Source organism: Sphingomonas citri, assembly GCF_019429485.1.
GTDB lineage: Bacteria > Pseudomonadota > Alphaproteobacteria > Sphingomonadales > Sphingomonadaceae > Sphingomonas > Sphingomonas citri.
The window spans coordinates 66,598-91,791 of record NZ_JAHXZN010000002.1; the positions used below are offsets into that span (position 1 = coordinate 66,598).

Annotated in this window: 18 protein-coding genes and 1 tRNA gene; 12 read left to right on the forward strand and 7 right to left on the reverse strand. The window is 69.7% G+C overall.

All coding sequences use genetic code 11. The features are described from left to right. Window positions 1–24: 24 nt before the first annotated feature. From tyrS to KZ820_RS22170, 3 genes are all read left to right on the forward strand, one after another. Complete coding sequence (gene tyrS / locus KZ820_RS08490; protein WP_219748229.1) at window positions 25–1,251, forward strand: tyrosine--tRNA ligase; 1,227 nt, start codon at window positions 25–27, stop codon at window positions 1,249–1,251. Window positions 1,252–1,331: 80 nt separating this feature from the next. Then, complete coding sequence (locus tag KZ820_RS08495) at window positions 1,332–1,643, forward strand: PilZ domain-containing protein (RefSeq protein WP_219748230.1); 312 nt, start codon at window positions 1,332–1,334, stop codon at window positions 1,641–1,643. 767 nt (window positions 1,644–2,410) lie between these two features. Beyond that, window positions 2,411–4,957 (forward strand): autotransporter domain-containing protein, encoded by a 2,547-nt coding sequence (locus KZ820_RS22170; RefSeq protein ID WP_219748231.1) that lies wholly within the window; start codon window positions 2,411–2,413, stop codon window positions 4,955–4,957. Between the two features lie 206 nt (window positions 4,958–5,163). On the opposite strand, the gene recG is transcribed toward KZ820_RS22170, so the two are convergent. After that, window positions 5,164–7,218 (reverse strand): ATP-dependent DNA helicase RecG, encoded by a 2,055-nt coding sequence (gene recG, locus KZ820_RS08505; protein ID WP_219748232.1) that lies wholly within the window; start codon window positions 7,216–7,218, stop codon window positions 5,164–5,166. Window positions 7,219–7,337: 119 nt separating this feature from the next. Between recG and KZ820_RS08510 the strand changes: the two genes are divergently transcribed. Together KZ820_RS08510 and mfd are read left to right on the forward strand one after the other, a co-directional pair. Beyond that, complete coding sequence (locus KZ820_RS08510) at window positions 7,338–7,601, forward strand: FAD assembly factor SdhE (RefSeq protein ID WP_219748233.1); 264 nt, start codon at window positions 7,338–7,340, stop codon at window positions 7,599–7,601. Between the two features lie 211 nt (window positions 7,602–7,812). Further along, the gene (mfd, locus tag KZ820_RS08515) at window positions 7,813–11,268 is read left to right on the forward strand and encodes a transcription-repair coupling factor (protein ID WP_219748234.1); all 3,456 of its coding nucleotides are present in this window, start codon (window positions 7,813–7,815) and stop codon (window positions 11,266–11,268) included. Between the two features lie 352 nt (window positions 11,269–11,620). Here mfd and KZ820_RS08520 read toward each other — a convergent pair whose 3' ends face one another. Genes KZ820_RS08520 through KZ820_RS08530 form a run of 3 tightly spaced genes read right to left on the reverse strand, consistent with a single transcriptional unit; the run spans window position 11,621 to window position 13,658 of the window. Next, on the reverse strand, window positions 11,621–12,031 hold the full coding sequence (locus KZ820_RS08520; protein WP_219748235.1) for a YybH family protein: 411 nt from the start codon (window positions 12,029–12,031) through the stop codon (window positions 11,621–11,623). Further along, the gene (locus KZ820_RS08525) at window positions 12,028–12,420 is read right to left on the reverse strand and encodes a hypothetical protein (protein WP_219748236.1); all 393 of its coding nucleotides are present in this window, start codon (window positions 12,418–12,420) and stop codon (window positions 12,028–12,030) included. The genes KZ820_RS08520 and KZ820_RS08525 overlap by 4 nt, the downstream gene beginning before the upstream one ends. Continuing rightward, entirely contained in the window at window positions 12,417–13,658 is a 1,242-nt protein-coding gene (locus tag KZ820_RS08530) for a GGDEF domain-containing phosphodiesterase (protein WP_219748237.1), read from the reverse strand. Before KZ820_RS08530 ends, KZ820_RS08525 begins: the two co-directional genes overlap by 4 nt. A 108-nt stretch (window positions 13,659–13,766) precedes the next feature. On the opposite strand from KZ820_RS08530, the gene moaA reads away from it, so the two are divergent. The 5 genes from moaA to KZ820_RS08555 all read left to right on the forward strand — a co-directional run bounded on the left by moaA (window position 13,767) and on the right by KZ820_RS08555 (window position 20,801). After that, entirely contained in the window at window positions 13,767–14,774 is a 1,008-nt protein-coding gene (moaA, locus tag KZ820_RS08535; RefSeq protein ID WP_219748238.1) for a GTP 3',8-cyclase MoaA, read from the forward strand. Next, on the forward strand, window positions 14,771–15,550 hold the full coding sequence (locus tag KZ820_RS08540) for an NAD kinase (protein ID WP_183925132.1): 780 nt from the start codon (window positions 14,771–14,773) through the stop codon (window positions 15,548–15,550). The genes moaA and KZ820_RS08540 overlap by 4 nt, the downstream gene beginning before the upstream one ends. A 66-nt stretch (window positions 15,551–15,616) precedes the next feature. Then, window positions 15,617–15,691: transfer RNA gene (locus KZ820_RS08545), tRNA-Asn, on the forward strand. A 357-nt stretch (window positions 15,692–16,048) separates the two neighbouring features. Continuing rightward, entirely contained in the window at window positions 16,049–19,204 is a 3,156-nt protein-coding gene (locus tag KZ820_RS08550) for a TonB-dependent receptor (RefSeq protein WP_219748239.1), read from the forward strand. Between the two features lie 49 nt (window positions 19,205–19,253). Then, on the forward strand, window positions 19,254–20,801 hold the full coding sequence (locus KZ820_RS08555) for a tryptophan halogenase family protein (protein WP_219748240.1): 1,548 nt from the start codon (window positions 19,254–19,256) through the stop codon (window positions 20,799–20,801). Between the two features lie 7 nt (window positions 20,802–20,808). On the opposite strand, the gene KZ820_RS08560 is transcribed toward KZ820_RS08555, so the two are convergent. Then, entirely contained in the window at window positions 20,809–21,444 is a 636-nt protein-coding gene (locus KZ820_RS08560; RefSeq protein WP_219748241.1) for a nicotinamidase, read from the reverse strand. A 339-nt stretch (window positions 21,445–21,783) separates the two neighbouring features. Between KZ820_RS08560 and KZ820_RS08565 the strand changes: the two genes are divergently transcribed. Beyond that, window positions 21,784–22,389 carry a CC0125/CC1285 family lipoprotein gene (locus KZ820_RS08565; protein ID WP_183944272.1) on the forward strand — a complete coding sequence of 202 codons (606 nt, stop codon included), beginning with the start codon at window positions 21,784–21,786 and terminating at the stop codon, window positions 22,387–22,389. Window positions 22,390–22,484: 95 nt separating this feature from the next. Here KZ820_RS08565 and dapD read toward each other — a convergent pair whose 3' ends face one another. Further along, complete coding sequence (gene dapD / locus KZ820_RS08570) at window positions 22,485–23,312, reverse strand: 2,3,4,5-tetrahydropyridine-2,6-dicarboxylate N-succinyltransferase (protein WP_219748242.1); 828 nt, start codon at window positions 23,310–23,312, stop codon at window positions 22,485–22,487. Beyond that, a complete protein-coding gene (locus KZ820_RS08575; protein ID WP_219748243.1) occupies window positions 23,309–23,974 on the reverse strand; it encodes a pyrimidine 5'-nucleotidase in 666 nt (221 codons plus the stop codon). Before KZ820_RS08575 ends, dapD begins: the two co-directional genes overlap by 4 nt. Window positions 23,975–24,163: 189 nt before the next feature. Here KZ820_RS08575 and KZ820_RS08580 point away from each other — a divergent pair, with 189 nt between their 5' ends. Beyond that, window positions 24,164–25,162 (forward strand): LLM class flavin-dependent oxidoreductase, encoded by a 999-nt coding sequence (locus KZ820_RS08580; RefSeq protein WP_219748244.1) that lies wholly within the window; start codon window positions 24,164–24,166, stop codon window positions 25,160–25,162. Window positions 25,163–25,194: the final 32 nt, after the last annotated feature.

Genomic DNA, 25,194 nt, shown 5'->3' on the forward strand with positions numbered 1-25,194 from the left:
CGCGCGTGTAACGCCCGCGGCACCATGACCGACTATCAGTCCGACCTGCTCCGCCTGCTGTCCGCGCGCGGCTATCTCCACCAGCTCACCGACGCCGCCGCGCTGGACGCGCTGGCGCGGCACGCGGTGGTGCCGGGCTATATCGGCTTCGACCCCACCGCGCCCTCGCTCCACGTCGGCAGCCTGGTGCAGATCATGCTGCTCCGCCGGCTCCAGCAGACAGGGCACAAGCCGGTGGTGCTGATGGGCGGCGGCACGGGCAAGATCGGCGACCCCAGCTTCAAGGACGAGGCGCGCAAGCTCGCCGGCGAGGACGTGATCGCCGCCAATATCGCGGGCATCCAGCGCATCTTCGAACGCTTCCTGAGGTTCGGCGACGGGCCGAGCGACGCGGTGATGGTCAACAATGCCGAGTGGCTCGACCGGCTCGAATACATCCCCTTCCTGCGCGAGGTGGGGCAGCATTTCAGCGTCAACCGCATGCTCAGCTTCGACTCGGTCAAGCTGCGGCTGGATCGCGAACAGTCGCTCAGCTTTCTCGAATTCAACTACATGATCCTGCAGGGCTATGACTTCCGCGAGCTGGCGCGGCGGCAGGGCGTGCGGCTGCAGATGGGCGGCAGCGACCAGTGGGGCAACATCGTCAACGGCGTCGAGCTGGCGCGGCGGATGGACGGCACCGAGGTCTATGGCGTCACCACGCCGCTGCTCACCACCGCCGACGGGCAGAAGATGGGCAAGACCGTGGCGGGCGCGGTGTGGCTCCACGAGGACCAGCTGCCGCACTTCGATTACTGGCAGTTCTGGCGCAACACCGACGACCGCGACGTCGGGCGCTTCCTGCGGCTGTTCACCGATCTGCCGCTCGACGAGATCGCCCGGCTGGAGGCACTGGAGGGCGCCGAGATCAACGAGGCCAAGAAGGTGCTCGCCAACGAGGCCACCGCGATGTGCCGCGGCCGCGCCGCCGCGGAGGAGGCCGCCGAGACCGCGCGCCGCACCTTCGAGGAGGGTGCGAGCGGCGCTGCTCTGCCGTCGATCAGCGCGAGCGGCACGCTGCCGCTGGTCGACGCGCTGATGGCGCTGGGGTTCGCCGCTTCCAAGGGCGAGGCGCGGCGGCTGATCAAGGGTGGCGGCGCCCGGGTTGACGGCGAGAAGGTCGGCGACGAGGCCGCGGTGATCGCGCTCGCGGGCGCGCCGGTACGGGTCTCGGCGGGCAAGAAGCACCACGGCATAGTGAATCCGAGCTAACCACGTTCCTTCGGTCCCCGCTCATCCGGCATTAACCGCCCGCCGATAAACCGCGACGCTGGTAGAGCGGGAGAAGCCGGATGGTCGCGCGTGCAGCGATGATGGCCTATGAGGATCGCGTCGAGCCGCGTGATGAGACGTTGTGCCGCACCTGGCTGTTCGACGCCGCGGGCGCACGCCACGCGGTGACGGTCGTGAACCTCTCGCTCAACGGTTTCATGGCGCGGACCGACGCGCCGCTGGTGGGGGGCGAACGGGTGGTGCTCACGCTGCCCGTGGTCGGCGACCGCACCGCCGAGATCCGCTGGTCGCTGGGCGGACGCGTCGGCGCGAAATTCGCGCAGGAGCTGCCCGCCGCGCTCTACCCCTGCGCCCTCGCGGCGATGCGCTGAGCTAGGCGGTTCGGCCCGCCGCATCTGCAGCGCGCGGCGAGCACCAGCGGGTCAGCGTCGGACCGCGCGGTGACAGCGGCTGCTGCCGAGCAGAGCCAGCCGAAAGGATCGGTCACCAACGCGGTGACGAGCGGGTGCGCGATCGCGATCGTGAGCGTTGCGGGCCAGAGCGTTGCGAACGCCAGCGCAGCGAGCAACGCCGCGCCGTAGCCACCACTGAGGCCCCCAACACGATCCGTCGCGCGAGGCACCGCGCGACGTCCGATCCGTCGCCCTTGCCACCGTCGGCGGCACCTTCACCGCAGTGTCATAAGACCTGAGCACGGCATCATGGGCTGGCTGTGTCGACATCCCGACACCAGCGCGGATGACGAGCGGGAACGGCAACGGACACCGCCTCCACCCAGAAGTCGCTACCCAAAGCGGCGAGCTTCCATTCGCACGCATTCGCGCGATAGATCATGTATTTACTCACGCGCCGGCGGCGAAGGGATAATACATATTGACACGATATCACTGCCTTACCTGATCTTTCCAAACACATCATCCTCATACGCGACCGCGCGCTTCGAACATACACACTTCTATATTGGAGCGGAGATTACTGGTATATCGCAAGGGAGAACGAAATGTGTGACGCCATTTACCGGCGGGGTCACCTGCGGACGCTCACGAGCCGCGGCAGCGCTCTCGCATTGATGGTGGCGCTTGCAGGCACGACACAGGCTCAGGCACAGGAATCCAACCCGCCGGCTTCGGCGCCCGCCGTGGACTCCCTCGGCAATCGCGGCGACATCACCTTCTCGAATGACGAGGACATCACGGTCGATCACGGCAAAGCGATCGTGCTTGGCACCACCGCCGGACAGATCACCGCCCGAAATGCCGGTACCGTGACGGGAGACGTTGGCTTTCAATCTTATACTGGCGAGGGCGACGCGGCCACCCATCCGGTGGGCGTGACGTTCGAGAATGTCGGATCGATCTCCAGTTCGTCGGACGAGATCGTCGACGTATCGGTGGGCGATCGAACGGGCGCGCCGGCCGTCCTCAATGTCACGAACAGCGGGTCCATCACCGCCTCTGCCGCCCGCGCGACGGCTTTGCACATCGAATATCCGTTCGAGGAAAGCGACACGGTTCCGAAAGACAGCCGCTTCATCAACATCAGCAACAGCGGGCGGATCAGCAGCAACTTTGGCGGCGAGGACGCCAGTAAGAATGGTAACGACGACAAGATCTCGTCGGCGATCAGGATCAACTCGGGCAGAGACTACACCGCCACTATCGATAACTCGCCCAGCGGCGTGATCGAGGCTACCGGCGATCGATCATCCGCCATCGTGTCGGGTGCGACCTTACGCCTGTCGAACGAAGGAACAATCCGCGGCAGCGCGGGAGGGCGCATTTGGCTCGACGAGGAAGAACGCCGTGCGCAAGGTGCTGACTATAACGACCTGCCCGGCGCCATTCTCGGCCTCGACGGAGACGACCAGATCGTCAACATCGGCAGCATCATCGGCGCGATCGATCTGCGCGGCGGTGACAATCGCATCGACAATGCCGGCCTGATCGACGGCGACGTCACGTTCGGCAAAGGCGACGACACCTTCACTGCCACGGGGCCGGGTCGCGTCACCGGGCTGATCGACGGCGGCGCCGGCACCAACCAGTTCCTCGTCAGCGGCGGCACCGCGGACGCGCCCGCCGCGCTTACCGCGGTCCAGAACTTCCAGTCGTTCGTGGTGAGCCAAGGCTTCGCGACGATCGCGCAGCGCGCGGACGTCGGACGGATCGAGCTCACCGGCGGTCGCCTCGTCGGCCTGTCGGGGTCGACGATCACCGCCAACGAGATCCTGGTCGGCAAGGACGCCACATTCGGCTCGGCCGGCGTGGTCAACGCCAACATCACCGTCGCTGGCACGCTCAGCCCGGGCGCCTCACCCGGCACGATGGTCGTGAACGGCGATGTCGCGCTCGGCAACGGCTCGGTCTCGCTGTTCGAGCTCGGGCCGGTCTCGGACAAGCTCCTGGTCAACGGCAAATTGTCGATCGTGCCGGGCGCGACGCTGAAGCTCGTCGCGGTGGGGCCGGTACGCCCCGGCCGCACTCTCGAGCTGATCAACGCGTCGGGCGGCACCACCGGCAGCTTTACCACGATCGACAAGGCCGCCGACGTCCCTGGCGCGCTGGTCCTCGGCCCGCAGGGGCTGGAACTGGTGACGCTGTTCCAGGCACCCAAGGGCGCGAGCCGTGCGGTGGGCGGCACGGTAGGTTACCTGAACGACCTGCTGGCGGATGGGGCAAGCGATGCTCTGCTCGATGGTATCTCGAAGCTGCTGACCGCGTCGGGCGAAGCGGATGCGGACGCGCTCGCGCGGCTCACTCCCGAACCCTACGCACAGGCGACGCAGATCGGCACCGACGACGCGCTGCTGCTGAGCCAGACGACGCGCGGCGCGGCGTTCGCGCCGTACGGCGGCGACGCTGGCCTGTTCACCTTCGGCCAGGCGATCGGCCAATGGCACACGCTGCGCGGCTACGCCCCGGCGGGTAGCGCCAATGCGGTGGGCCAAGCCTATGGCACGATCGGCGGGCTCGGCTTCGCCGACCATGGCTGGGTGATCGGCGCTTTCGGCGGCAATCTGACCAACCGCCAGCATGTCGTCGGTCGCGGCGCGCAGACGCGCGTCGAGAGCCTGATCACCGGCATCCACGGCCGCTATGCCAGCACGCAGGGCCTCGGCTTCTCCGCCGCGCTGGTCTTCGACGGGGGTCGTGCTCGCACCCATCGCTGGCTGCCCGACGATCGGCAGGTGTGGAGCCGGTACAAGCTCAATAGCATGACCAGCGACCTGTCCGCCTTCTACGCCGCCGACGTGGGGCATGACTGGACGCTCACTCCGCGCGTCGGTCTCACCTACGTCCGCACCGCGCGGGGCGCGCTGAAGGAGGACGGGGGAAGCGTCTTCGCGCTCGATGTCGCGCGCGAGCGTCACGTCGCCGGCTTCGCGGACGGCGCTCTCAGCTTCGCCCGGAGTGAGCGCTCGAACGAGGCGTGGCGCCCCTATGTGACGCTGGGCGCGCGCTATCAGTTGCAGGGGCAGCGCGTGCGAGCGGTCGGCGCGTTCGACGGGGGCGATCTTGACCTGATCGGCGTCGGCGCCAGCCGCGCCGCGCTGGTTGGCACCGCAAGCGCCGGGGTCGGCTATCGCCCGAGCGACGCGATCGAGATCTTCGCGGGCGCCACGGCGCAGACCGGGCGCGACGATCATCAGGAGTCGATCACCGCGGGGGTGCGGGCTCGCTTCTGAGCCGTCGCGGCGCGCGCGCGCGCGATAGCGCGCGCCCGCCCTTCCCACCTGACGGTACGTACACCTTACTTCTCGGAAAGACGCGATGTTGGCCGCGGCTCTCCATGAAGGACCATCAACAGCGCCTCGACCATCGGGCGACAAGGTCATTGCCTCGCGGAGATAATCGATTGGCTGCGATCACATCAGTCGACGCACTCGCCCCCTCACCCCGATCGCAGCAGCGCCACCCCCGCCTCGCGCTCGAACAGATAGAGGGCCACCCGCGCCGCCTGCCCCCTCGCCCCCTCCAATCCGCCGTCTCGGTCGATCAGCAGGCGCGCGTCGTCGGTCGCGGCGGGGAGCAGCTCGCCGAGCAGCTCGGGCGTGGCGAGGCGGAACATCGCCTCGCCCGACTGGCGCGTGCCGAGCAGCTCGCCCGCGCCGCGTAAGCGCAGGTCCTCCTCGGCGATGCGGAAGCCGTCGTTGCTCTCGCGCATCAGCGCCAGCCGCGCGCGCGACGTCTCGCTGAGCGACCCGCCGCGCAGCAGCAGGCACACCGAGCGCCCGCCACCGCGCCCGACCCGCCCGCGCAGCTGGTGGAGCTGCGCCAGCCCGAAGCGATCCGCGTGCTCGATCACGATCAGCGTCGCGTTGGGCACGTCGACGCCCACCTCGATCACGGTCGTCGCCACCAACACGCCCGCCTCGTTCGCGGAGAAGCGCGCCATCACCGCGTCCTTCTCGGCGCCGCGCATGCGGCCGTGGACCAGCGCGACGCGGTCGCCGAAACGCGCCTGCAACGAGGCCGCGCGCGCCTCGGCCGCCTGCAGGTCGCTGGTTGCACTCTCCTCCACCAGCGGGCAGACCCAATAGGCCTGCTTCCCTTCCGCGAGATGGCGGCCGAGCGCGTTGACCACCTCGTCGATCCGCTCCTCCGAGACGACGCGGGTCTCGATCAGCTCGCGCCCGGGCGGCATCTCGTCGAGCCGGCTCTGGTCCATCTCGCCGTGGAGCGCGAGCGTCAGCGTGCGCGGGATCGGGGTCGCGGTCATCGCCAGCACGTGCGGCGGGGTCTGGCCCTTGGCTTGGAGCAGCATCCGCTCCGCCACGCCGAAGCGATGCTGCTCGTCCACCACCACCAGCCCGAGGTCGCGGTAGCGCACCGCCTCCTGGAAGATCGCGTGGGTGCCGATCAGCAGCTGGATCGAGCCGTCCGCCAGACCCATCAGCGTCGCCTCGCGTGCGCGGCCCTTGTCGCGCCCCGTCAGCACCGCGATCTCGACCGGAAGCCCGGCGAGCAGCCGCCGCAGCGTGTCGTGATGCTGGCGCGCGAGGATCTCGGTCGGCGCGAGCAAGGCGCCCTGCGCGCCCGCCTCGATCGCGATCAGCAGCGCCATCGCCGCCACCAGCGTCTTGCCCGCGCCCACGTCGCCCTGGAGCAGCCGCAGCATCGGCGCGCTCTGCGCCAGGTCGCCCTCGATCTCGCGCACGCTGCGTGCCTGCGCGCCGGTGAGCCGATAGGGTAGCCGCAGCAGGTCGCGCAGCCTTCCGTCGCCCTGCAACGCGCGCCCGCGGCGCTTGCGCGTGTCGGCGCGGACCAACGACAGCGCGAGCTGGTTGGCGAAGAGCTCGTCATAGGCGAGCCGCGCGCGCGCGACGGCGTCGGCCGGGTCGGCGTGGATGCGCTCGACCGCGCTGCGCCAATCGGGCCAGTCGTGGCGCGCCTTGAGGCTGGGCTCGATCCACTCGTCCAGCACCGGCGCGCGCGCCAGCGACTGCTCGACCAACGCGGCCAGCCGGCGCGAGGTCAGCCCCTCGCTGAGCGGATAGATCGCCTCGCGCGCGCGGAAGCCCTCCTCCTCGCCGCCGATCTCGGGATGGACGATCTGGAGCGCGTCGCCGTAGCGGTCGAGCCGGCCCGAGACTCGCTTGGGCTCGCCCAGCGGCAATTGCTTGCGCGCCCAGCCCGAGCCGCCGCCGAAGAACACCAGGCTCGCGTGATTGCCCGCCGCGTCGGTGGCCTGCACGCGGGTCGGCGCGCGCGGGCTCGAGCCGCTGCGATAGTCGCGCGGGGTAAGCGTGATCGCGATCGTGCGGCCGACGTCGGCCGCGTCGAGCTCGTCGCGCGCCACCCGGTCGACCCAGCCGGAGGGCAGATGGAATAGCAGATCGACCGCGCGAGCGATGCCGAGCCGATCAAGCGGCTTGGCCAGCGCCGGGCCGACGCCCTTGAGCGCGGCCACCTCGGCGAACAGCGGATTGAGGATCTCGGGTCGCATGACTATGTAGCGCCCGACTATTCTGCCTCCCGCCGCCGCGCCAGCGAAAGCTTGCGGCGGCGTCGTGGCAGCGCTCCGCTATGGCATGGACGGGCCGCGCGCGGCCGACGGGAGATCACGTGGACCAGGACATCCGGCTCAAGCGCCTCCGTTTCCGCGCCTGGCATCGCGGCACCCGCGAGGCCGATCTGATGATTGGCGGCTTCTTCGACACTCACGCCGCGAGCTGGACGCCCGAGCAGCTCGACTGGTTCGAGCGGCTCTTGGAGGAGCAGGACGTCGACATCATGGGATGGGCGATCGGCTCGCTGCCCTGCCCGCCCGAGTGGGAGGGTGAGATGATGCAGGTGATGCGCCGGGTGGATTTCGTGACGATCCCGTGAGGGGAGCGCTGGTGACTCCTCGCCGCCCTGCCCATGCGCCATCCCGGATCTGTTCCGGGATCCACCGGGCCACAAGCGCCGCAGCCACCAGGGATGCGGAAGGGTAGGCCCCGGAACAAGTCCGGGGTGACGGCGTGGTGGTGGAGGAGGAATTGGTCCTCGCCACTGTGACCGCCATGCGCACCCGCGAACTTTTCAGCCAAGGACCCGAATGCCCGACCTCAGCAAGATCCTCCGCGCGACCACCCCGCTGACGCTCGCGGGCGTGCCCGCAGGCTTCCTGCCCGCGCTGCTCGCGGATCTGGCGCGCGCGGCGCCCTTGCGCGCGGTGTTCGTCGCCGCCGACGAGGCGCAGATGCGCGGGCTCGCCGCCACCGCGCCTTTCTTCGCGCCCGAGCTCGAGGTCGTACAGCTGCCCGCCTGGGACTGCCTGCCCTATGACCGCGCCTCGCCGACGCTGCGCGTGATGGCAGAGCGGATCGGCGCGCTCCACCGCCTCCAGCAGAAGCCTCGCGCGCCGCAGCTCGTGCTCACCACGGTCAACGCGCTGACGCAGCGCACGCTTACCCCGTTCCGCCTCCGCCAGCTCGTCGCCGAGCTCAAGCCGGGCGCGCGGATCGATCGTGACCGGCTCGCCGCTTTGCTCCAGGCCAACGGCTATGTCCGCACCGACACCGTCCACGACCAGGGCGAATATGCGGTGCGCGGCGGCATCGTCGATCTCTTCCCCAGCGGTGAGGAGCAGGCGCTGCGGCTCGACTTCTTCGGCGACGAGATCGAGAGCGTGCGCAGCTTCGATCCCGCCGACCAGCGCACCACCGGGCGGCTCGACGGCTTCGTGCTGCTCCCCGCCTCCGAGGCGCTGCTCGACGACGACAGCGTCAAGCGCTTCCGCACCCGCTACCGCGAGACCTTCGGCGCCACCGCGACGGGCGACCCGCTCTACCAGGCGGTGAGCGAGCGCCGCCGCCTCGCCGGCATGGAACATTGGCTGCCGCTGTTCGAGGAGAAGCTGGCGACGGTCTGGGACCATCTCGGCGCCGACGCGGTGGTGGTGCGCGACAGCGGCACGCCCGCGGCGGCCGAGGGCCGGCTCGACGCGATCGCGGACTATTATGAGAACCGCAAGCGCGCCGAGGCGGCCGAGCCCGGCAGCTATCGCGCGCTGCCCGCCAAGACGCTCTACCTCGACGCCGACGAATGGGCGCGCGAGGTGGCGGCGATGCCGGCGCATCTCGCGACCGCCTTCCACGAGCCCGAGTCCGCCCATGTGCTCGACTTCCAGGTCGACGGCCCGCGCGACTTCGCGCCCGAGCGCGCCGCGCAGGCGAACGTCTACGAGGCGGTGGTCGCGCATGTCGCCAAGCTGCGCCGCGACGGACGCAAGCCGGTGCTCGCCAGCTACTCGGTCGGCGCGCGCGAGCGGCTGCGCTCGCTGCTGGAGGACCACGGCCTCACCGGCGCGCGGCTGACCGAGACGTGGCAGGAGTCGCTCGGCGCCGCCGACCGCGGCGTGGCGATGGCGGTGGTCGGGCTCGACCACGGCTTCACCGCGCCCGACGTAGCGGTGCTCACCGAGCAGGACATGCTGGGCGACCGGCTCGTGCGCCGCGCCAAGCGCCGCAAGTCGGCCGACGCTTTCCTGGCGGAGCTGGCGACGCTGTCACCGGGCGACCTCGTCGTCCACACCGATCACGGCATCGGCCGCTATGTCGGGTTGACGCAGGTGCCGGTCGCGCGCGCGCCGCACGACTGCGTCGCGCTCGAATATGCCGGGGGCGACAAGCTCTACATCCCGGTCGAGAATCTCGAGGTGCTGTCGCGCTACGGCTCGTCCGAGGAGGGCGCCGCGCTCGACCGGCTCGGCGGCGAAGCATGGCAGCGGCGCAAGTCGCGGATGAAGGAGCGGATCCGCGAGATCGCGGGCGAGCTGATCGCGGTCGCGGCCGAGCGCGCGCTGCGCCCGGGCGAGGTCGCCGAGCCCGACAGCGCGGGCTATCCCGCCTTCGTCGACCGCTTCCCGTACACCGAGACCGACGACCAGGACCGCGCGATCGAGGAGGTGCTGGCCGATCTGTCCGCGGGCAAGCCGATGGACCGGCTGATCGTCGGCGACGTCGGCTTCGGCAAGACCGAGGTCGCGCTGCGCGCCGCCTTCGTCGCCGCGATGGCGGGGATGCAGGTCGCGGTGGTCTGCCCGACCACCCTGCTGGCGCGCCAGCATTACCAGAACTTCTCGGCCCGCTTCGAGGGCTTCCCGATCAACATCGGGCGGCTGTCGCGGCTGGTCCCCGCCGCCGAGGCGAAGCGTGTCAAGGACGGGCTGGCGAGCGGCGGGATCGACGTCGTCGTCGGCACTCACGCGCTGCTCGCCAAGACGATCGACTTCAAGCGACTCGGGCTCGTCATCGTCGACGAGGAGCAGCGCTTCGGCGTGACGCACAAGGAGCGGCTCAAGACGCTGCGCGCCGACGTCCACATGCTGACGCTCACCGCCACGCCGATCCCGCGCACGCTGCAGATGGCGATGAGCGGGCTGCGCGAGCTGTCGGTGATACAGACCCCGCCGGTCGACCGGCTCGCGGTGCGCACCTATGTCATGCCGTGGGACCCGGTGGTGCTGCGCGAGGCGCTGCTGCGCGAACATTATCGCGGCGGACAGAGCTTCCTCGTCACTCCGCGTGTCGCCGATCTGCCCGACATCGAGGAATATCTGCGCCGCGAGGTGCCCGAGATCCGCTACGTCGTCGCGCACGGCCAGATGGCGCCGAGCGAGGTCGAGGAGCGGATGAGCGCCTTCTACGACAAGAAGTTCGAGGTGCTGGTCTCGACCACGATCATCGAGAGCGGGATCGACATCCCGTCCGCCAACACGATCATCGTCAACCGCGCGGACCGCTTCGGGCTGGCGCAGCTCTACCAGCTGCGCGGGCGCGTCGGCCGCTCCAAGACGCGCGCCTATGCCTATATGGTCGCACCGCCCGAGCGGCAGATGACCGATGCCGCGGAGAAGCGCCTCAAGGTGCTGAGCGACCTCGACTCGCTCGGCGCAGGCTTCCAGCTGGCGAGCCACGACCTCGACATCCGCGGCGCGGGCAACCTGCTCGGCGACGAGCAGTCCGGTCACATCAAGGAGGTCGGCTACGAGCTCTACCAGTCGATGCTGGAGGAGGCGATCATGGAGGCCAAGGCGGGTGGCCTGCGCGAACGCCAGCGCGACTTCTCGCCGCAGATCAGCGTCGACGCGCCGATCCTGATCCCGGAGGACTATGTCCCCGACCTCGACCTGCGCATGGGGCTGTACCGCCGTCTCAACGAGATCGATGAGGTCGGCGGGCTGGAGAGCTTCGCCGCGGAGATGATCGACCGCTTCGGCGCGCTGCCCGAGGCGACCGACAATCTGGTCAAGGTGATGGAGATCAAGCTCAACGCGCGCACCGCCTGCGTGGCCAAGCTCGACGTGGGACCGAAGGGCGCTCTGGTCACCTTCCACGACGACAAGCCGCCCAATGTCCTGGGGCTGCTCGCCTATGTCGACCGGCTCGGCGGCGTGGCCAAGCTACGGCCCGACAGCAAGCTGGCACTGTCGCGTGCCTGGGGCGATCCGAAGGCGCGGCTGCACGGCGCGCTGCAATTGTCGAAAGGGCTGGCCAAGGCGGCGGCGTGAGGGGCCGCGGCGGAGCGCCGCTCGCGACGACTCATTCCACGGCTTTGCCTGCCACCTCGGCGAACGCCGGGGTCCAGGTGGGAAGATCGCGGTGAATCCCGCGACCGTCACCCAACTGGAACTCGGCATCCGCCAGGGTGGTACGGTGTAGGTGTGGGCGGCGTTCGACTAACAAGCGGCGAGTATGAGCTGCGCGCCCTGACGTACTTCGTTCCCCAGCGAAGGCCGGGACTCAGCTGGGAAGGTCCTGGAGAGACTCATTGCCGTCGCCCAACTGGACCCCGGCCCTCGCCGGGGAACAGTATAGGTGAGCGACGCGACATCTCACCGATGCTGCCGCTCACCGCTCCCCTCAGCTGCTGTGGTCCGAGATGATCCGCCAACCCTCCTTGCGTCGCTCGAACAGCAAGGTCGTCAGCCCGCTCTGCGGCGTCGCGCCTCCCGTCGACGTCAACGTCCAGCGGGCGACATGGAGCAGGTGGACCGCGCTGAGCGGCCGCCACATCACCGGAGTGAAGCTCAGCCGCCCCCGAACATTGCCGCCGCCGACGAAGCTCTTGGAATAGCGCGCGGCGATCGCCTCTTTGCCGCGCGCCACCTCGCCGCCCGCAGCATAGACCGCGTCGGGCGCGTAGATCGCGGTGAAGCGCGCGAGATCGCCCGCGTTCCAACCGGCCGCGCTGTCCGCCATCACCGCCTCGACCTGCGCCTGCGGCGTCGCCGCCGCGGCCACGGCTGCCCAGATCAACATCGTCGCGCTCATCGTGCCACCTCCGCCTCGTCGCCGACCGCCTCGGTCAGTTCGTCCGCGTCGAACCGCTCGCGCGTCATGGTGAAGCTGCCGGCGTAGGTCGCGAACGACCAGTCGCCGCGCACCACGGTCCCGCGCGAGTCGACAGTCCCGCGATAGTCGACCGCGTGCACCAGCACCTCGCCGTCATATTGCTTGACGAAGGTCACCGCCGCGCCGTCGCGCCGGCCACTCACCGCCGCGCGCCGCACCGGCTCCAGCCCGAGATCGTCCGGCTCGCTGATCGTCCCGCTGAGCTGGCCGCCGCGCTCGGTCAGGCGCGCGATGAAGCTGTTGGGTCGACTGCCCCCGCCCTCGTAACGCCCGTACCAGGTGCCGCCCAGGTCGCGCGGGTCGCTCATGCCAGCCGCGCCTGCAGGGCCGCGTCGTCGAGCGGCCCGGCCCAAAGGAAGCCCTGGTAGAAGGTGCAGCCGCGCTGGGCCAGCAACGCGCGCTCCCGCTCGCTCTCGACCCCCTCCGCCACCGTCTCCAACCCCAAACCGGCGGCGATCGCGATCACACCCTCCACTACGACGCGGTCGCGCGCGTCGCCGGTGATCGTCTGCACCAGGCTGCGGTCTATCTTGAGATAATCGAGCGGCAGACGCGTGAGATAGGACAGGCTGGAATAGCCCGTGCCGAAATCGTCGAGCGCGACGCGGCAGCCAGCGGCGCGCAGCGCGGTGAGCGCGGTCGCGGCGCCGTCCAGGTCGTCGATCAGCCCGGTCTCGGTCACCTCGGCGGTGACTCGCTCGAACCCGACGCCCGAGGCGCGCACCCGCGCGAGGAAGCGCTCGACGAAGGGCGCGCGCGCCATGTCGGCGGCGGTGACGTTGACCGCGATCCGCAACGACCCCATCCGCGTCGGCCAGCGCGCGGCACGCTCGAGCGCCAGCGCCTGTACCTGGTCGGAGAGCGCCACGCCGAGATCGGCGCGATGCGCCGCGGCGAGCAGGGTCTCGGCGCCGAGCACGCCCAGCCGCGGGTGCTGCCACCGCGCCAGCGCCTCCACCCCGGTGACCGCGCCGTCGACGAGCCGCACCTGCGGCTGGAAGCGAACGTCGATCTCGCCGCGCTCGATCGCGCGGTGCAGGTCGGCGGCGAGCGCGGCGAGCGGCACGCCCTCGTGCTCGGCGGCGACTCGCGTGGTCGCGCCGTCGCTCGCGCGAGCCCGCGCCAGCGCCTCGGCGGCGCGCCGCAGCAGGTGCTCGGCGGGCTCGTCCTCGGTCATCCGCGCGACGCCGATGCGCGCGCCGACGTGGATCGTCTCGCCGTCGATCAGGAAGGGTCGCTCCAGCGCGCGCTCGACCCGGCTGACCGCGGCGTCGCCGGTCGCCGCGTCACCCGCGACCACGATCGTGAAGGTGGCGCCGCCGCGCACCGCCGCCATCTCGTGGCCGGCGAGTTCGTGCGCGAGCCGCTCCGCCATCGCCTCGACCAGCTGATCGCCCGCGGCGCGGCCGTAAGCGGTGTTGACGATCTCGAAGCTGGTCGGCGCGGCGACGATCGCGGTGACGCCGCGTGCCGCGTGCGCTTCGACCAGGCGCAGCTGCTCGGCGCTGGCCGCGCTCTCCCCCGGGCGCCGCCCGCCCCGCTGCATCGCCCGTGACCGCCGCTCCATCCCGCGCTTGGTAGGCGCGGGCGCGGCGCGCGGCAATCATCTTGCTCTGCCGTGAACGACTCCCTAGCTCTCTGCGTTGTGCCAGGCATGGATCTAGACCGCGCGCCCGCGCCCCTCGTCGACTCGTTCGGCCGCGTCATCCGCTATCTCCGCGTCTCGGTCACCGATCGCTGCGACCTGCGCTGCCGCTATTGCATGGCGGAGCACATGACCTTCCTGCCGCGCGACCAGATCGCCTCGCTCGAGGAGCTGGCGATCATCGCCGAGCGCTTCGTAGCGCGCGGGGTACGCAAGATCCGACTGTCGGGCGGCGAGCCGCTGGTGCGGCGCGACGTGATGATGCTGGTCGAGCGGCTCGGCCGCCACGTGGGCGGCGCGCTCGACGAGCTGACCATGACGACCAACGGCACGCGGCTGCGCCGCTACGCCGCCGACCTGGTCGCCGCCGGGGTGCGCCGAGTCAACGTCAGCCTCGACACGCTCGACCCCGAGCGCTTCCGCTACGTCACCCGCCACGGCGACGTCGCGGAGGTGCTCGACGGCATCGCCGCCGCGCGCGACGCCGGGCTCGCGGTCAAGATCAACATGGTCGCGCTCAAGGGCCTCAACGAGGACGATATCGCGCCGATGCTGCGCTGGTGCGTCGCGCAAGGCCACGATCTCACGCTGATCGAGACGATGCCGCTCGGCGCGATCGACGAGGACCGCACCGATCGCTTCCTGCCGCTCACCGTCGTGAAGGACCGGCTCGATCAGGCGTTTACGCTGACCCGCGACGCCGCGGTAACGGGAGGCCCCGCGCGCTACTGGCAGGTCGACGGCGGGCGCACGCGGCTGGGGCTGATCTCGCCGCTCACCGCCAATTTCTGCGACGGCTGCAACCGCGTGCGGCTGACCACCGAGGGGCGGCTCTACACTTGCCTCGGCCACGACGACCAGCGCGACCTGCGCGCGGCGCTGCGCGACGGCGGCGTGGGCGCGCTCGACGCCGCGATCGAGGACGCGCTGCTCACCAAGCCGCGCCGCCACGATTTCCGCATCGCGCGCGACGCCGCGCCCGCGGTGGCGCGGCACATGAGCGTCACCGGCGGATGAGCCGCTATCCGCGGCGGGCGCTGGTCGCCTCGCCCACCGCCCCGGCGCAGGCGGCGCGCGCCGAGCTGGCCGACACGTGGGACTGGTGTGCGCTCGACGAGGCGGACATGGTGGTCGCGCTCGGCGGCGACGGCTTCATGTTGCAGACGCTCCACAATTTGCTCGAGCGACGCCGCGCGATCGTGCCGGTGTTCGGCATGAACCTGGGCACGGTCGGCTTCCTGATGAACGAGTGGCGGCGCCACGACCTCGACGGGCGGATCGAGCGCGCGCGCGCCTTCCAGGTGACGCCGCTCACCGCCACCGCCACCGCGGTGGACGGGCGCGTCCACACGTTGCCCGCTATCAATGAGGTGTCGCTGCTGCGCGAGACGCGGCAGACCGCCAAGATCGAAGTCAAGATCAACGACCGCATCGTCATGGACGAACTGTCGTGCGACGGCGTGCTGGTCGCCACGCCGGCGGGCTCGACCGCGTACAATCTCTCGGCGCACGGCCCGATCCTGCCGCTCGGCTCGCAGATGCTGGCGTTGACGCCGATCAGCGCGTTCCGCCCGCGGCGCTGGCGGGGTGCGATCCTGCCCGACCGCACGCGCGTGTCGCTGCGCGTGCTCGACTCGAACAAGCGCCCCGTCTCGGCCGTGGCCGATCAGCGCGAAGTGCGCGACGTGGCGCAGGTGGACATCGCGATGGATCGCGCGCGCGAGCTGACGCTGCTGTTCGACCCCGAGCATGCGCTCGACGACAGGATCGCGATGGAGCAGTTCGTCGCCTGATCGCCGATCCGGCACAAAGGGTATTGCGCCGCGCGAATCCACGGCTATAGACGCCCTCCACAGCGTTCCCCGATAGCTCAGCGGTAGAGCTCTCGACTGTTAATCGAGCGGCCGTTGGTTCGAATCCAACTCGGGGAGCCACTCTCTCACATCGATGTTCAAGCGCCGGGCCGATGGTCTGCGAGCAGGCACGTGTCTTTGCGCGAAGGCTGCGACGTAATCGTACGCTGCGGTAACGCTACCAATAAAGAGAGCGCTGTGAGAGCGACGCTGACCGCTGTGCGAATAGTCGCAAGCTCATATGGGCGCACAGCAGTGTTACTGCCATAAAATCCTTGTCGCGTCAGTAGCTTACACCGACTTCGTTCAATCCTCATTACGGGGCGAGCACATCGCGAGCTTTCGCTTACCTCGGCGAGAAAGCGGTTACACGAAGACGCTGCTCCAAGTGTCAGAAGTTTCACATTGATCGGACAAGGCACCGCAGCTACAAGCCCCGTGGTAGCGCTCATCAAGGCGCACCATTATGGCCCGTCGCCCAGCGGCGGATTAGGGGGGATGATGGAAGACCGGCTTCGACTCGCGCGCCCTGTTAACGTTCACCGGCGCTCACTGCGCGCCGGCGCCTCGCTCGCGGCGCTGCTCGCGCTCGGGCTGAGCGGCGCGGCGTGGGCACAGGCCGAGGTGCAGCCGATCGCCCCCGACGCCAGCCAGGCCGCCGTCCCCGGCCAGGATCAGGGTGAGCCCGGCGCCAGTGACACGGGCGACGTGGTCGTGACCGGCCGCCGCGCCGCGCTCCAGGCCGCCGACGACCGCAAGCGCCGCAGCGAGACCATCATCGACTCGGTCGTCGCCGACGACGCCGGCAAGCTGCCCGACAACTCGATCACCGAGGTGCTCCAGCGCGTCTCGGGCGTGTCGATCGTCCGCTTCGCGGCGCTCGGCGACCCCGATCACTATTCGGTGCAGGGCTCGGGCGTGCAGGTGCGCGGCCTGACCGGTGTCGCCTCGCGCCTCAACGGCCGCGAGATCTTCAGCGCCAATAACGGCCGCGCCATCCTGTGGAGCGACGTCACCCCCGAGCTGATGGCCGCGGTCGACGTCTACAAAGCCTCCACCGCCGACCTGATCGAGGGCGGCACCGGCGGCCAGATCGACCTGCGCACCAAGCTGCCGTTCGACTTCGACGGCGGCTTCCATGTCGCCGGCACCGGCGAGCTGGCGCTGGGCGACATGGCCAACAAGGCCGACCCGACCGGCTCGTTCCTCGTCACGAAGAGCTTCGACACGGGCATCGGCCGCATCGGCGTGCTCGCCGACCTCGCTTTCAGCCAGTTCAGCTCGCTCTCGCAGTTCCTCCGCACCAGCCCGTATTTCCTCACCAAGCTGAGCGACGGCACCGAGAAGTACGTGCCGAGCGGCTTCGCCTACGGTGACGAGGCGTTCCAGTATCGCCGCTACGGTATCTACGGCGCGGTGCAATGGGCACCGAGCGACTCGCTGACCTTCACTGGCACCTTCTTCCAGTCGCGCTACAAGAGCCAGTCGAGCGACTACGGCACTCAGCTGGACTCGCAGACGCTGACCGTCAATCCGGCGACCAGCAGCTTCGACAGCGACGGCCTGCTGCTGTCGACCGACGCGCTCTACAACCGCAACACCGATACGTTCGCGCCCACCAACGCGGCGATCACCAGCAGCGGCAACAAGGGCTTCGTCCAGAGTAATACCGTAACGCGCGACTATTCGCTGTCGTTCGCCTATGCGCCCGACGGCGGCCCGTTCTCGATCAAGGGCGCGATCCAGCGGGTCGACTCGCATCAGGTCTACGACCGGATCGATATCTTCCGCGAGGTCGGCTTCGGAAACAGCTATGGCATCGACCTGACCGGCGACCTTCCGCTGATCAGCGTCGGCGCTGACACCCGCGCGGCCTTCGCCGACCCGTCGAACTATTTCTGGTCGGCGTCGATGCCGCACAACGAGAACAACAAGGGCCGCCTCGACAGCGCCCAGGTCGACGCCGAATATACGTTCGACGACAGCTTCTTCCGCTCGGTGAAGGTCGGCGCGCGTGCGGCCGAGCGCAAAGAACGCGACTTCGCCAACGGCTACAACTGGACCGCGCTGGGCCGCGGCTGGAACGGCGACCCGCAGCTCACCTACGCCAACGCGGTGCCGGGCGACGTCGCGGTCCACACCTTCGACGACTTCTTCCGCGGCAATACCGCGCTGCCGGGCAACCTGATGTTCCCCACGCAGGCGCTGGCGTCGCGCTACAACCGCGATCGTACCGGACTGGTCCAGTCGCCGCCGGCGGGTTTTTGCCCGGCAGGGACCGAGTTCAACTGCTCGGCGTCCGGCCCGCTGCCCGTAGGCAGCGGCTATGGTGGCGCCTCGGGCATCCGCCCCGTCGGCTTCGTGCTGCCGGGCGACCAGGTCGACAACCGCACCCGCAACATCGCGGGCTACGCGTTGCTGCGCTTCGGGCCGCAGGACAATATGCCCGGCGTCGCGGGCAACATCGGCCTGCGCGTCGTCAACATCCGCAACGAGGGCAGCGGCTACGTCCAGCAGAACGGCGGCACCGTCTATCTGCGCGACGGCGTGCCGCAAACGCTGGCCAACACCTTCGTGCCGCGCGGCGGCGAGGCCGAGTTCACGCGCTTCCTACCCTCGATCAACCTCGAGTTCTCGCCCAGCGCCAAGGTCAAGCTGCGCGGCAGCTACAACGTGACACTCGACCTGCCGAGCTTCACCGCGCTGCGCTCCTCAGGATCGGTCGGGGTCGCCACGATCAGCAACCCGGGCGGAGCCGGGCTGACGCCGCTGTTCGCCAACTTCACCGCGGACACGGGCAACCCGCTGCTCAAGCCGACGCTGTCGCACAATTTCGACATCTCGATGGAATATTACGCCCGCGCCGGCACGTCCTTCCACATCGCGCCCTTCTACAAGCGCCTCAAGAACTTGCCGATCTTTTCGATCACCGAGCGGCAGGTGAACGTGGTCTTCACCGACGGCGCGACCGAGACCGTCACCGCGACCGCCTCGGACTATATCAACTCCAGCAAGGCCGCGACGGTGAAGGGCGTCGAGGTCGGTGGCCGCTTCTTCCTCGACATGCTGCCCGGCTTCCTCAGCGGCTTCGGCTTCGAGGGCAATTACACCTTCATCGACAGCAGCAACCCGGGCGACCTGTACCGCGACATCCGCGGCACGATCCGCAACGACGCGCCGCTCGTCGGTCTGTCGAAGCACAACGCCAACGCCACGCTGCTGTACGAGCGCAATCCTTTCTCGCTTCGGGTCGCTTACTCGTGGCGTTCCAGGTACCTGTTGTCGACCAACAGCAACGGCACCAACGGCACGTACAATTATTACAGCGCGCCCGGCGTGCTGACCGACCTGGACGGCGGCACCAACACCAGCACGCAGATCGCGCTGCCGATCTACGGCGGCAACTACGGCTCGCTCGACGCCGGTATCCGCTTCAAGGTGACGGATAACTTCTCCTTCGGCGTGCAGGGTACCAACCTCACCGCCTCGACCCAGCGGACGCTGATGGGCGGCTACCCCAACGGCCGGCTCGTCGGCCGCAGCTGGTTCCAGTCGGACCGTCGTATCAGCACGGGCATCAACCTCTCGTTCTGATAGGATGAGCTGCCCCGCCGAACCGCGGCGGGGCAGCGGGAGGACGGCCATGAGAAAGCGCGTGCTGATCGTCGGCGGGGGTACCGCCGGATGGCTCACGGCCGGCTATCTCGCCAAGCGGCTCGGCGCCGATCTCGCCGACGGCGTCGCGATCACCTTGGTCGAGTCCAGGGACATCGGCGTGCTCGGCGTCGGCGAGGGCACCTTCCCGACGATCCGGCGCACGCTCGCCACGATCGGCGTCGACGAAGCCGAGCTGGTGCGCCGCTGCGGCGCCACGTTCAAACAGGGCGCCCGCTTCGTCCATTGGCAGCGCGCGCCGGGCACGCCCGGCCGCGACCATTACATGCACCCGTTCCAGGTCGCCGAGGCGCCGGGCGGGCTCGAGCTGCTGCCCTATTGGCTCAGCGGCGCCGCGGGCGACGCCGAGTGGGACGAGGTCTCTACCCCGCAGAAGGCCGCCGCCGACGCGGCGCGCGCACCCAAGCTGCCGACCCACCCCGATTATCTCGGGCCGCTCAACTACGCCTTCCACTTCGACGCGGTCGCGCTCGCCGGGCTGCTGCGCGAGCGCGCGGTGGCGAACGGCGTCACCCATCTGATCGACACCGTCACCCATGTCGCGCTCGCCGACAGCGGCGCGATCGAGCGGGTCGACACCGAGCGCCACGGCACGCTCACCGCCGACCTCTACGTCGATTGCACCGGCTTTCGCGCCGAGCTGATCGGCAAGGCGATGGGCGTGCCGTTTCGCTCGTGCCGCGACGTGCTGTTCTGCGATCGCGCGCTCGCGGCGCAGCTGCCGTACGAGACGGCGGATGCGCCGATCGCCTCGCAGACGATCTCCACCGCGCAGGAAGCGGGCTGGATCTGGGACATCGGCCTCGATCGGCGCCGTGGCATCGGCCATGTCTACTCGTCCAACCACAGCGACGACACGGCCGCAGAGCGCGCACTGCGACGCTATCTCGGCCCGCGCGGCAAGCAGGCGGAGGTGCGCCGCTTCCGCTTCGAGGCCGGTTTCCGCGAGGTCAACTGGCGGCGCAACTGCGTCGCGGTGGGGCTGTCGAGCGGCTTCTTCGAGCCGCTCGAGGCGACCGGCATCGCCTTCGCCGAGGTGTCCGCGGCGATGATCGCCAACCTCTTCCCGTGGAGCGGCGATCACGAGACCTCGGCGCGCCAGTTCAACGCCAACCTGCTGCGCCGCTACGAACGCGCGCTCGACTTCATCAAGCTGCATTACTGCCTGTCCGAGCGGCGCGACACCGACTTCTGGCGCGACAATGTCGCCGATACCTCGAACACCGCCAGCCTGCTCGAGCTGCTCGACCGCTGGCGCCACCGCTGGCCCAACGAGCTCGACATCGACCCGCAGGTCGACATCTTCACCGAGGCGAGCTGGCAGTACGTCCTCTATGGCATGGGCTGGCGTACCGACCTGAGCGCGCGCGCCGGCGCGCTGCGCTACCGCGACGACGCGCGGCGCGCGTTCGGCGAGGTGCGGCGCCAGGTCGGCGTCGCGCTCGCCAACCTGCCGACGCACCGCGCCTTGGTCGAGGCGGCGCAGCGGCGCGGCTTCGGCAGCGCCGCCGCCTGAGCCGGCGCTAGAAGCGCACCCCCGCGGTGCGCATCGCCGCCTCGGCAGCATCGACGCTGCTGCCGCCCGGCGCGGGCATCGCGATCGCGCGCGTGTAGTGGGTGAGAACGAGCGCGGCGAAGCCGTCGCGTCGCGCGTCGAGCGCAGACCAAGCGACGCAGAAATCATACGCGAGTCCGACGATCACGCAGCGCCGCACGCCCTTGTCGCGTAGATATCCGGCGAGGCCGGTCGGCGTCACTTTGTCGTTCTCGTAGAAGGCCGAGTAGGAGTCGACCGCCGGATTGGCACCCTTGCGCAGGATCAGCCCGGCGCGCGCGACCGCGCCGGCCACCTCAGGGTGGAAGGCCGCGCCCGCACTGCCCTGGACGCAATGGTCGGGCCACAGCACCTGCTCGCCGTACGGCAGGCATATGGTGTCGAACGCCCGTCGGCCGGGATGGCTGCTCGCGAAGGACGAGTGACCCGCCGGATGCCAGTCCTGGGTGACGACGACGTGGTGGAAGCGCTCGGCCAGCGCGGCGATCGGTGCCATGATCGCGTCGCCCTCGGCGACGGCGAGCCGTCCGGCGGGGCAGAAGTCGACTTGCGGATCGATCACGATCAGCGCGTCCTCTTCGGTGTAGTCGTCGCCGTCGTCCATCCGCGGTTCTCCCTCGTCTCTCCAAGAGAACGATCATCGAATTCATCAAGCCCTCCCCTCCAGGTGAGGGCTGGTTGGGGCGCCTCCGCTGGCGTCACCATTGCGGCAGCGCCCTACCCTAGCCCCTCCCCTGCAAGTGGAGGTGGGGTCCGGGCGACGCCGTGCTGCTCTGGCCGCTCCGCTGCACCGTCTGGAGCATGCTCACCTCCACTCCCGCCGGCGGTCAGCGCGCTCCGCCGCGCCCTTGGCAAGCGGAGCGTTTCCGTTCATCGCACGTTCCACTCGCCTCGGCTACACGACGCCAGTCGTGCCGCCCTGGTGCGATTGGAGTGACTCGCCATGTTGAAGAAATGGGGCCGCACCGCCGCTGTCGTGGCGCTGGCGGCCAGCACCACGTTGGTCGCGGCGTGCGCGACCGAGACAGCCTATCGCCCGGCGACCGGATCGGGCTTCTATCGCACCGGCTACAGCGACACCCGCATCGAGCCCAACCGCTTCCGCGTCACCTTCGCGGGCAACACCGTCACCGACCGCGACGTGGTCGAGCGCTACCTGCTCTTTCGCTCGGCCGAGCTGACACTGCAGAACGGCTATGACTACTTCGTGATGGCGGATCGCGACACCGATCGCCAGGCGCGCACCTACTCGACGCCGGGCTACGGCGGCTTCGGCCCCGGCTTCGGCGCCTTCGGCGGCGGGCTGTGGGGGCCGCGCTGGGGCTTCTACGGTCGCGGCTTCGGCTATCGCGCGTGGGATCCGTTCTGGGGCGGCCCGTGGGGCGGCTGGGGCGGCGGCGCCGACATCCGCACCGTCGACCGCTACGAGGCCTCGGCCGAGATCGTGATGTTCAAGGGCTCGCCCGAGCCGGGCAACGTCCGCGCCTTCAACGCGCGCCAGGTGGTGGAGACGATCGGCCCGTCGATCAGGCTGCCCAAGGCGTCCTGATCCGTCGATCGTTGATGGCGCAAGGGCCGCGACCGGCGAGGTCGCGGCCCTTCTCACGTCTGGAACCGTACGCCGAGCTCCTCGCCGCGGCCGCCTCAGTCGCGCAGCAGCTCGTTGATGCTCGTCTTGCTCCGCGTCTGCGCGTCGACCCGCTTGACGATAACGGCGCAGTAGAGCGCCGGCTTGCCCTCACCGCCGCCGATCGAGCCGGGCACCACCACCGCATAGGGCGGCACCTCGCCGCGGAAGGTCTCGCCGGTCTCGCGGTCGACGATCTTGGTCGAAGCGCCGAGATACACGCCCATCGACAGCACCGCGCCCTCGCCGACGCGGACGCCTTCCGCCACCTCGGCGCGCGCGCCGATGAAGGCGCCGTCGCCGATGATCACGGGATCGGCCTGGAGCGGCTCGAGCACGCCGCCGATCCCCGCCCCGCCCGAGAGATGGACGTTGCGCCCGATCTGCGCGCAGCTGCCGACCGTCGCCCAGGTGTCGACCATCGTTCCTTCGCCGACATAGGCGCCGATGTTGACGAAGCTGGGCATCAGGATCGCACCCCTGCCGACGAAGGCGCCGCGCCGCACCACGCTGCCCGGCACCGCGCGGAAGCCTGCGCCGCGGAACTCGTCCTCGCTCCAGCCCGAGAACTTGCTGGGCACTTTGTCGTACCAATGGCCAGCGCCCGGACCGTTATCGATCAACGCATTGTCGTTGAGACGGAAGCTCAGCAGCACCGCCTTCTTGAGCCACTGGTTGACGCGCCAGCCGCCCGCCTCATCGGGCTCCGCGACGCGCGCCTCGCCGGCGTCGAGCAGCGCCAGCGCGCGGTCGACCGCGACGCGGACCTCGCCCGCGGTGGCCAGGCCGAGCTCGGCACGCTGCTCCCAGGCGGCGTCGATGGTGGCGGCGAGGTCGGTCGTCATGGGGTCTCCAACAGGGTCTCGAGCCAGGCGGTGAGATCGGTCACGCGGATATCGACATAGGAGCGGTCGGCGTCGTGGTCCTGCTCGGACCCGTTGTCGACCCACACCGTCGCCATGCCGATCGCCTTGGCGGGTCTGAGGTTGCGCGCCATGTCCTCGACGAACAAGGCGCGGGCGGCATCGATGCCGAAGGCGTCGCACAGCCCCTGATAGGCGGCGGGCGCTGGCTTGGGCACCAGGTTCATCGCGGTGATATCGTGCACCGCCTCGAAGCTGGCGCCGAGGCCGAGCCGATCGAGCACCTTGAGCGCATAGGGCTTGTCGCCGTTGGTGAAGACCAGTTTGCGCCCGGGCAGCCGCGCCAGCGCGGCGGCGAGCGGGGCGTTCTCCTCCAGCGCGTCCATCTCGATGTCGTGGACATAAGCGAGGAACGCGGCGGGATCGATCTCATGGTTCGCCATCAGCCCGGCCAGCGTGGTGCCGTGGCCGAGGAAATAGTCCTTCTGCACCCGCCGCGCTTCCACCGGATCGAGCCCAAGCAGGTCGCCGACGAAGGCGGTCATGCGCCGATCGATCAGCGCGAACAGGTCCGCGCTGGCCGGATAGAGCGTGTTGTCGAGATCGAAGATCCAGGTGTCGATGTGCGCGAGCGCTGGCAGCATGGCGCGGGGCTGTAGTGGCTTTGCCGCGGCGCGTCATCCCTTACGCGGTGCTCGTAGAGACAGGATTTTCGCTCCGACATTCCCAACTCCACCATCTCATCCTCACCCCCAGCCCGCCCAAGCCACGCTTCGCCCGCGCCAAGCCACATTCGTCTGGCGAAGCGCCTCGTGCCTCCCCACCTCTCACCCATGACGCTCTACTCGCTCCTCGATCTCGTCCCCGTCACCGAGTCCGGCTCGGTCGCGGAGTCGCTCCGCAACGCCGCCGATCTCGCGCGCCACGCCGAGGCGCTCGGCTACAACCGTTACTGGGTGGCGGAGCATCACGGCATGACCGGCATCGCCTCGGCCGCGACCGCGGTGGTGATCGCGCATGTCGGCCAGGCGACCAGCACGATCCGCGTCGGCGCGGGCGGGATCATGCTGCCCAATTCGGCGCCGCTCCAGATCGCCGAGCAGTTCGGCACGCTCGACGCGCTCTTCCCCGGGCGGATCGACCTCGGCCTCGGTCGCGCGCCCGGCTCCGACCAGCGCGTCGCGCACGCGCTGCGCCGCAATCTCAGCAGCGACGCCAACGAGTTCCCGCGCGACGTGGTCGAGCTGCAGAGCTATTTCGCCGACGACGGCCGCACCGGCATCACCGCCACGCCGGGCGCGGGCGCGAAGCCGCGGATGTGGATCCTCGGCTCCAGCCTGTTCGGCGCGCAGCTCGCCGCGATGCTCGGCCTGCCCTATGCCTTCGCCTCGCATTTCGCGCCCGACGCGCTCGACCAGGCGCTGGCGATCTACCGCCGCGATTTCCGGCCGTCCGCGACGCTCGAGCGGCCCTACGCGATGGCGGGCTTCAACGTCTTCGCCGCGGACACCCACGACGAGGCCGAGCTGATCGCCAGCTCGCAGCAGCAGCAGTTCGTCGCGCTGCGCACCGGCAATCCCGGGCGGATGAAGCCGCCCGTGCCGGGGTATCGCGCCTCGCTGCCGCCGCAGCATGCCGCGATCCTCGACCATGCGCTGTCGGCGAGCGCGATCGGCACGCGCGACGAGGTCGCGCGCGGCATCGCCGCTTTCGTCGCGCGCACCGGCGTGGACGAGCTGATGATCACCAGCGCGGTGTACGACCATCAGGCGCGCCGCCGCTCGATCGCGCTGGCGGCGGACGCGATGCAGGAGCTCAAGCTCGCGGCGTGATTCGCCGGTTCCTCGACCATTCGCGCCCTTGC

Excerpts from the sequence above, each read along its gene's own strand:
- tyrS (WP_219748229.1), top strand. The coding sequence starts at position 25 with ATGACCGACTATCAGTCCGACCTGCTCCGCCTGCTGTCCGCGCGCGGC.
- KZ820_RS08495 (WP_219748230.1), top strand. The coding sequence starts at position 1,332 with ATGGTCGCGCGTGCAGCGATGATGGCCTATGAGGATCGCGTCGAGCCG.
- recG (WP_219748232.1), bottom strand. The coding sequence starts at position 7,218 with ATGCGACCCGAGATCCTCAATCCGCTGTTCGCCGAGGTGGCCGCGCTC.
- mfd (WP_219748234.1), top strand. The coding sequence starts at position 7,813 with ATGCCCGACCTCAGCAAGATCCTCCGCGCGACCACCCCGCTGACGCTC.
- KZ820_RS08520 (WP_219748235.1), bottom strand. The coding sequence starts at position 12,031 with ATGAGCGCGACGATGTTGATCTGGGCAGCCGTGGCCGCGGCGGCGACG.
- KZ820_RS08525 (WP_219748236.1), bottom strand. The coding sequence starts at position 12,420 with ATGAGCGACCCGCGCGACCTGGGCGGCACCTGGTACGGGCGTTACGAG.
- KZ820_RS08530 (WP_219748237.1), bottom strand. The coding sequence starts at position 13,658 with ATGCAGCGGGGCGGGCGGCGCCCGGGGGAGAGCGCGGCCAGCGCCGAG.
- moaA (WP_219748238.1), top strand. The coding sequence starts at position 13,767 with ATGGATCTAGACCGCGCGCCCGCGCCCCTCGTCGACTCGTTCGGCCGC.
- KZ820_RS08540 (WP_183925132.1), top strand. The coding sequence starts at position 14,771 with ATGAGCCGCTATCCGCGGCGGGCGCTGGTCGCCTCGCCCACCGCCCCG.
- KZ820_RS08555 (WP_219748240.1), top strand. The coding sequence starts at position 19,254 with ATGAGAAAGCGCGTGCTGATCGTCGGCGGGGGTACCGCCGGATGGCTC.
- KZ820_RS08560 (WP_219748241.1), bottom strand. The coding sequence starts at position 21,444 with ATGGACGACGGCGACGACTACACCGAAGAGGACGCGCTGATCGTGATC.
- KZ820_RS08565 (WP_183944272.1), top strand. The coding sequence starts at position 21,784 with ATGTTGAAGAAATGGGGCCGCACCGCCGCTGTCGTGGCGCTGGCGGCC.
- dapD (WP_219748242.1), bottom strand. The coding sequence starts at position 23,312 with ATGACGACCGACCTCGCCGCCACCATCGACGCCGCCTGGGAGCAGCGT.
- KZ820_RS08575 (WP_219748243.1), bottom strand. The coding sequence starts at position 23,974 with ATGCTGCCAGCGCTCGCGCACATCGACACCTGGATCTTCGATCTCGAC.
- KZ820_RS08580 (WP_219748244.1), top strand. The coding sequence starts at position 24,164 with ATGACGCTCTACTCGCTCCTCGATCTCGTCCCCGTCACCGAGTCCGGC.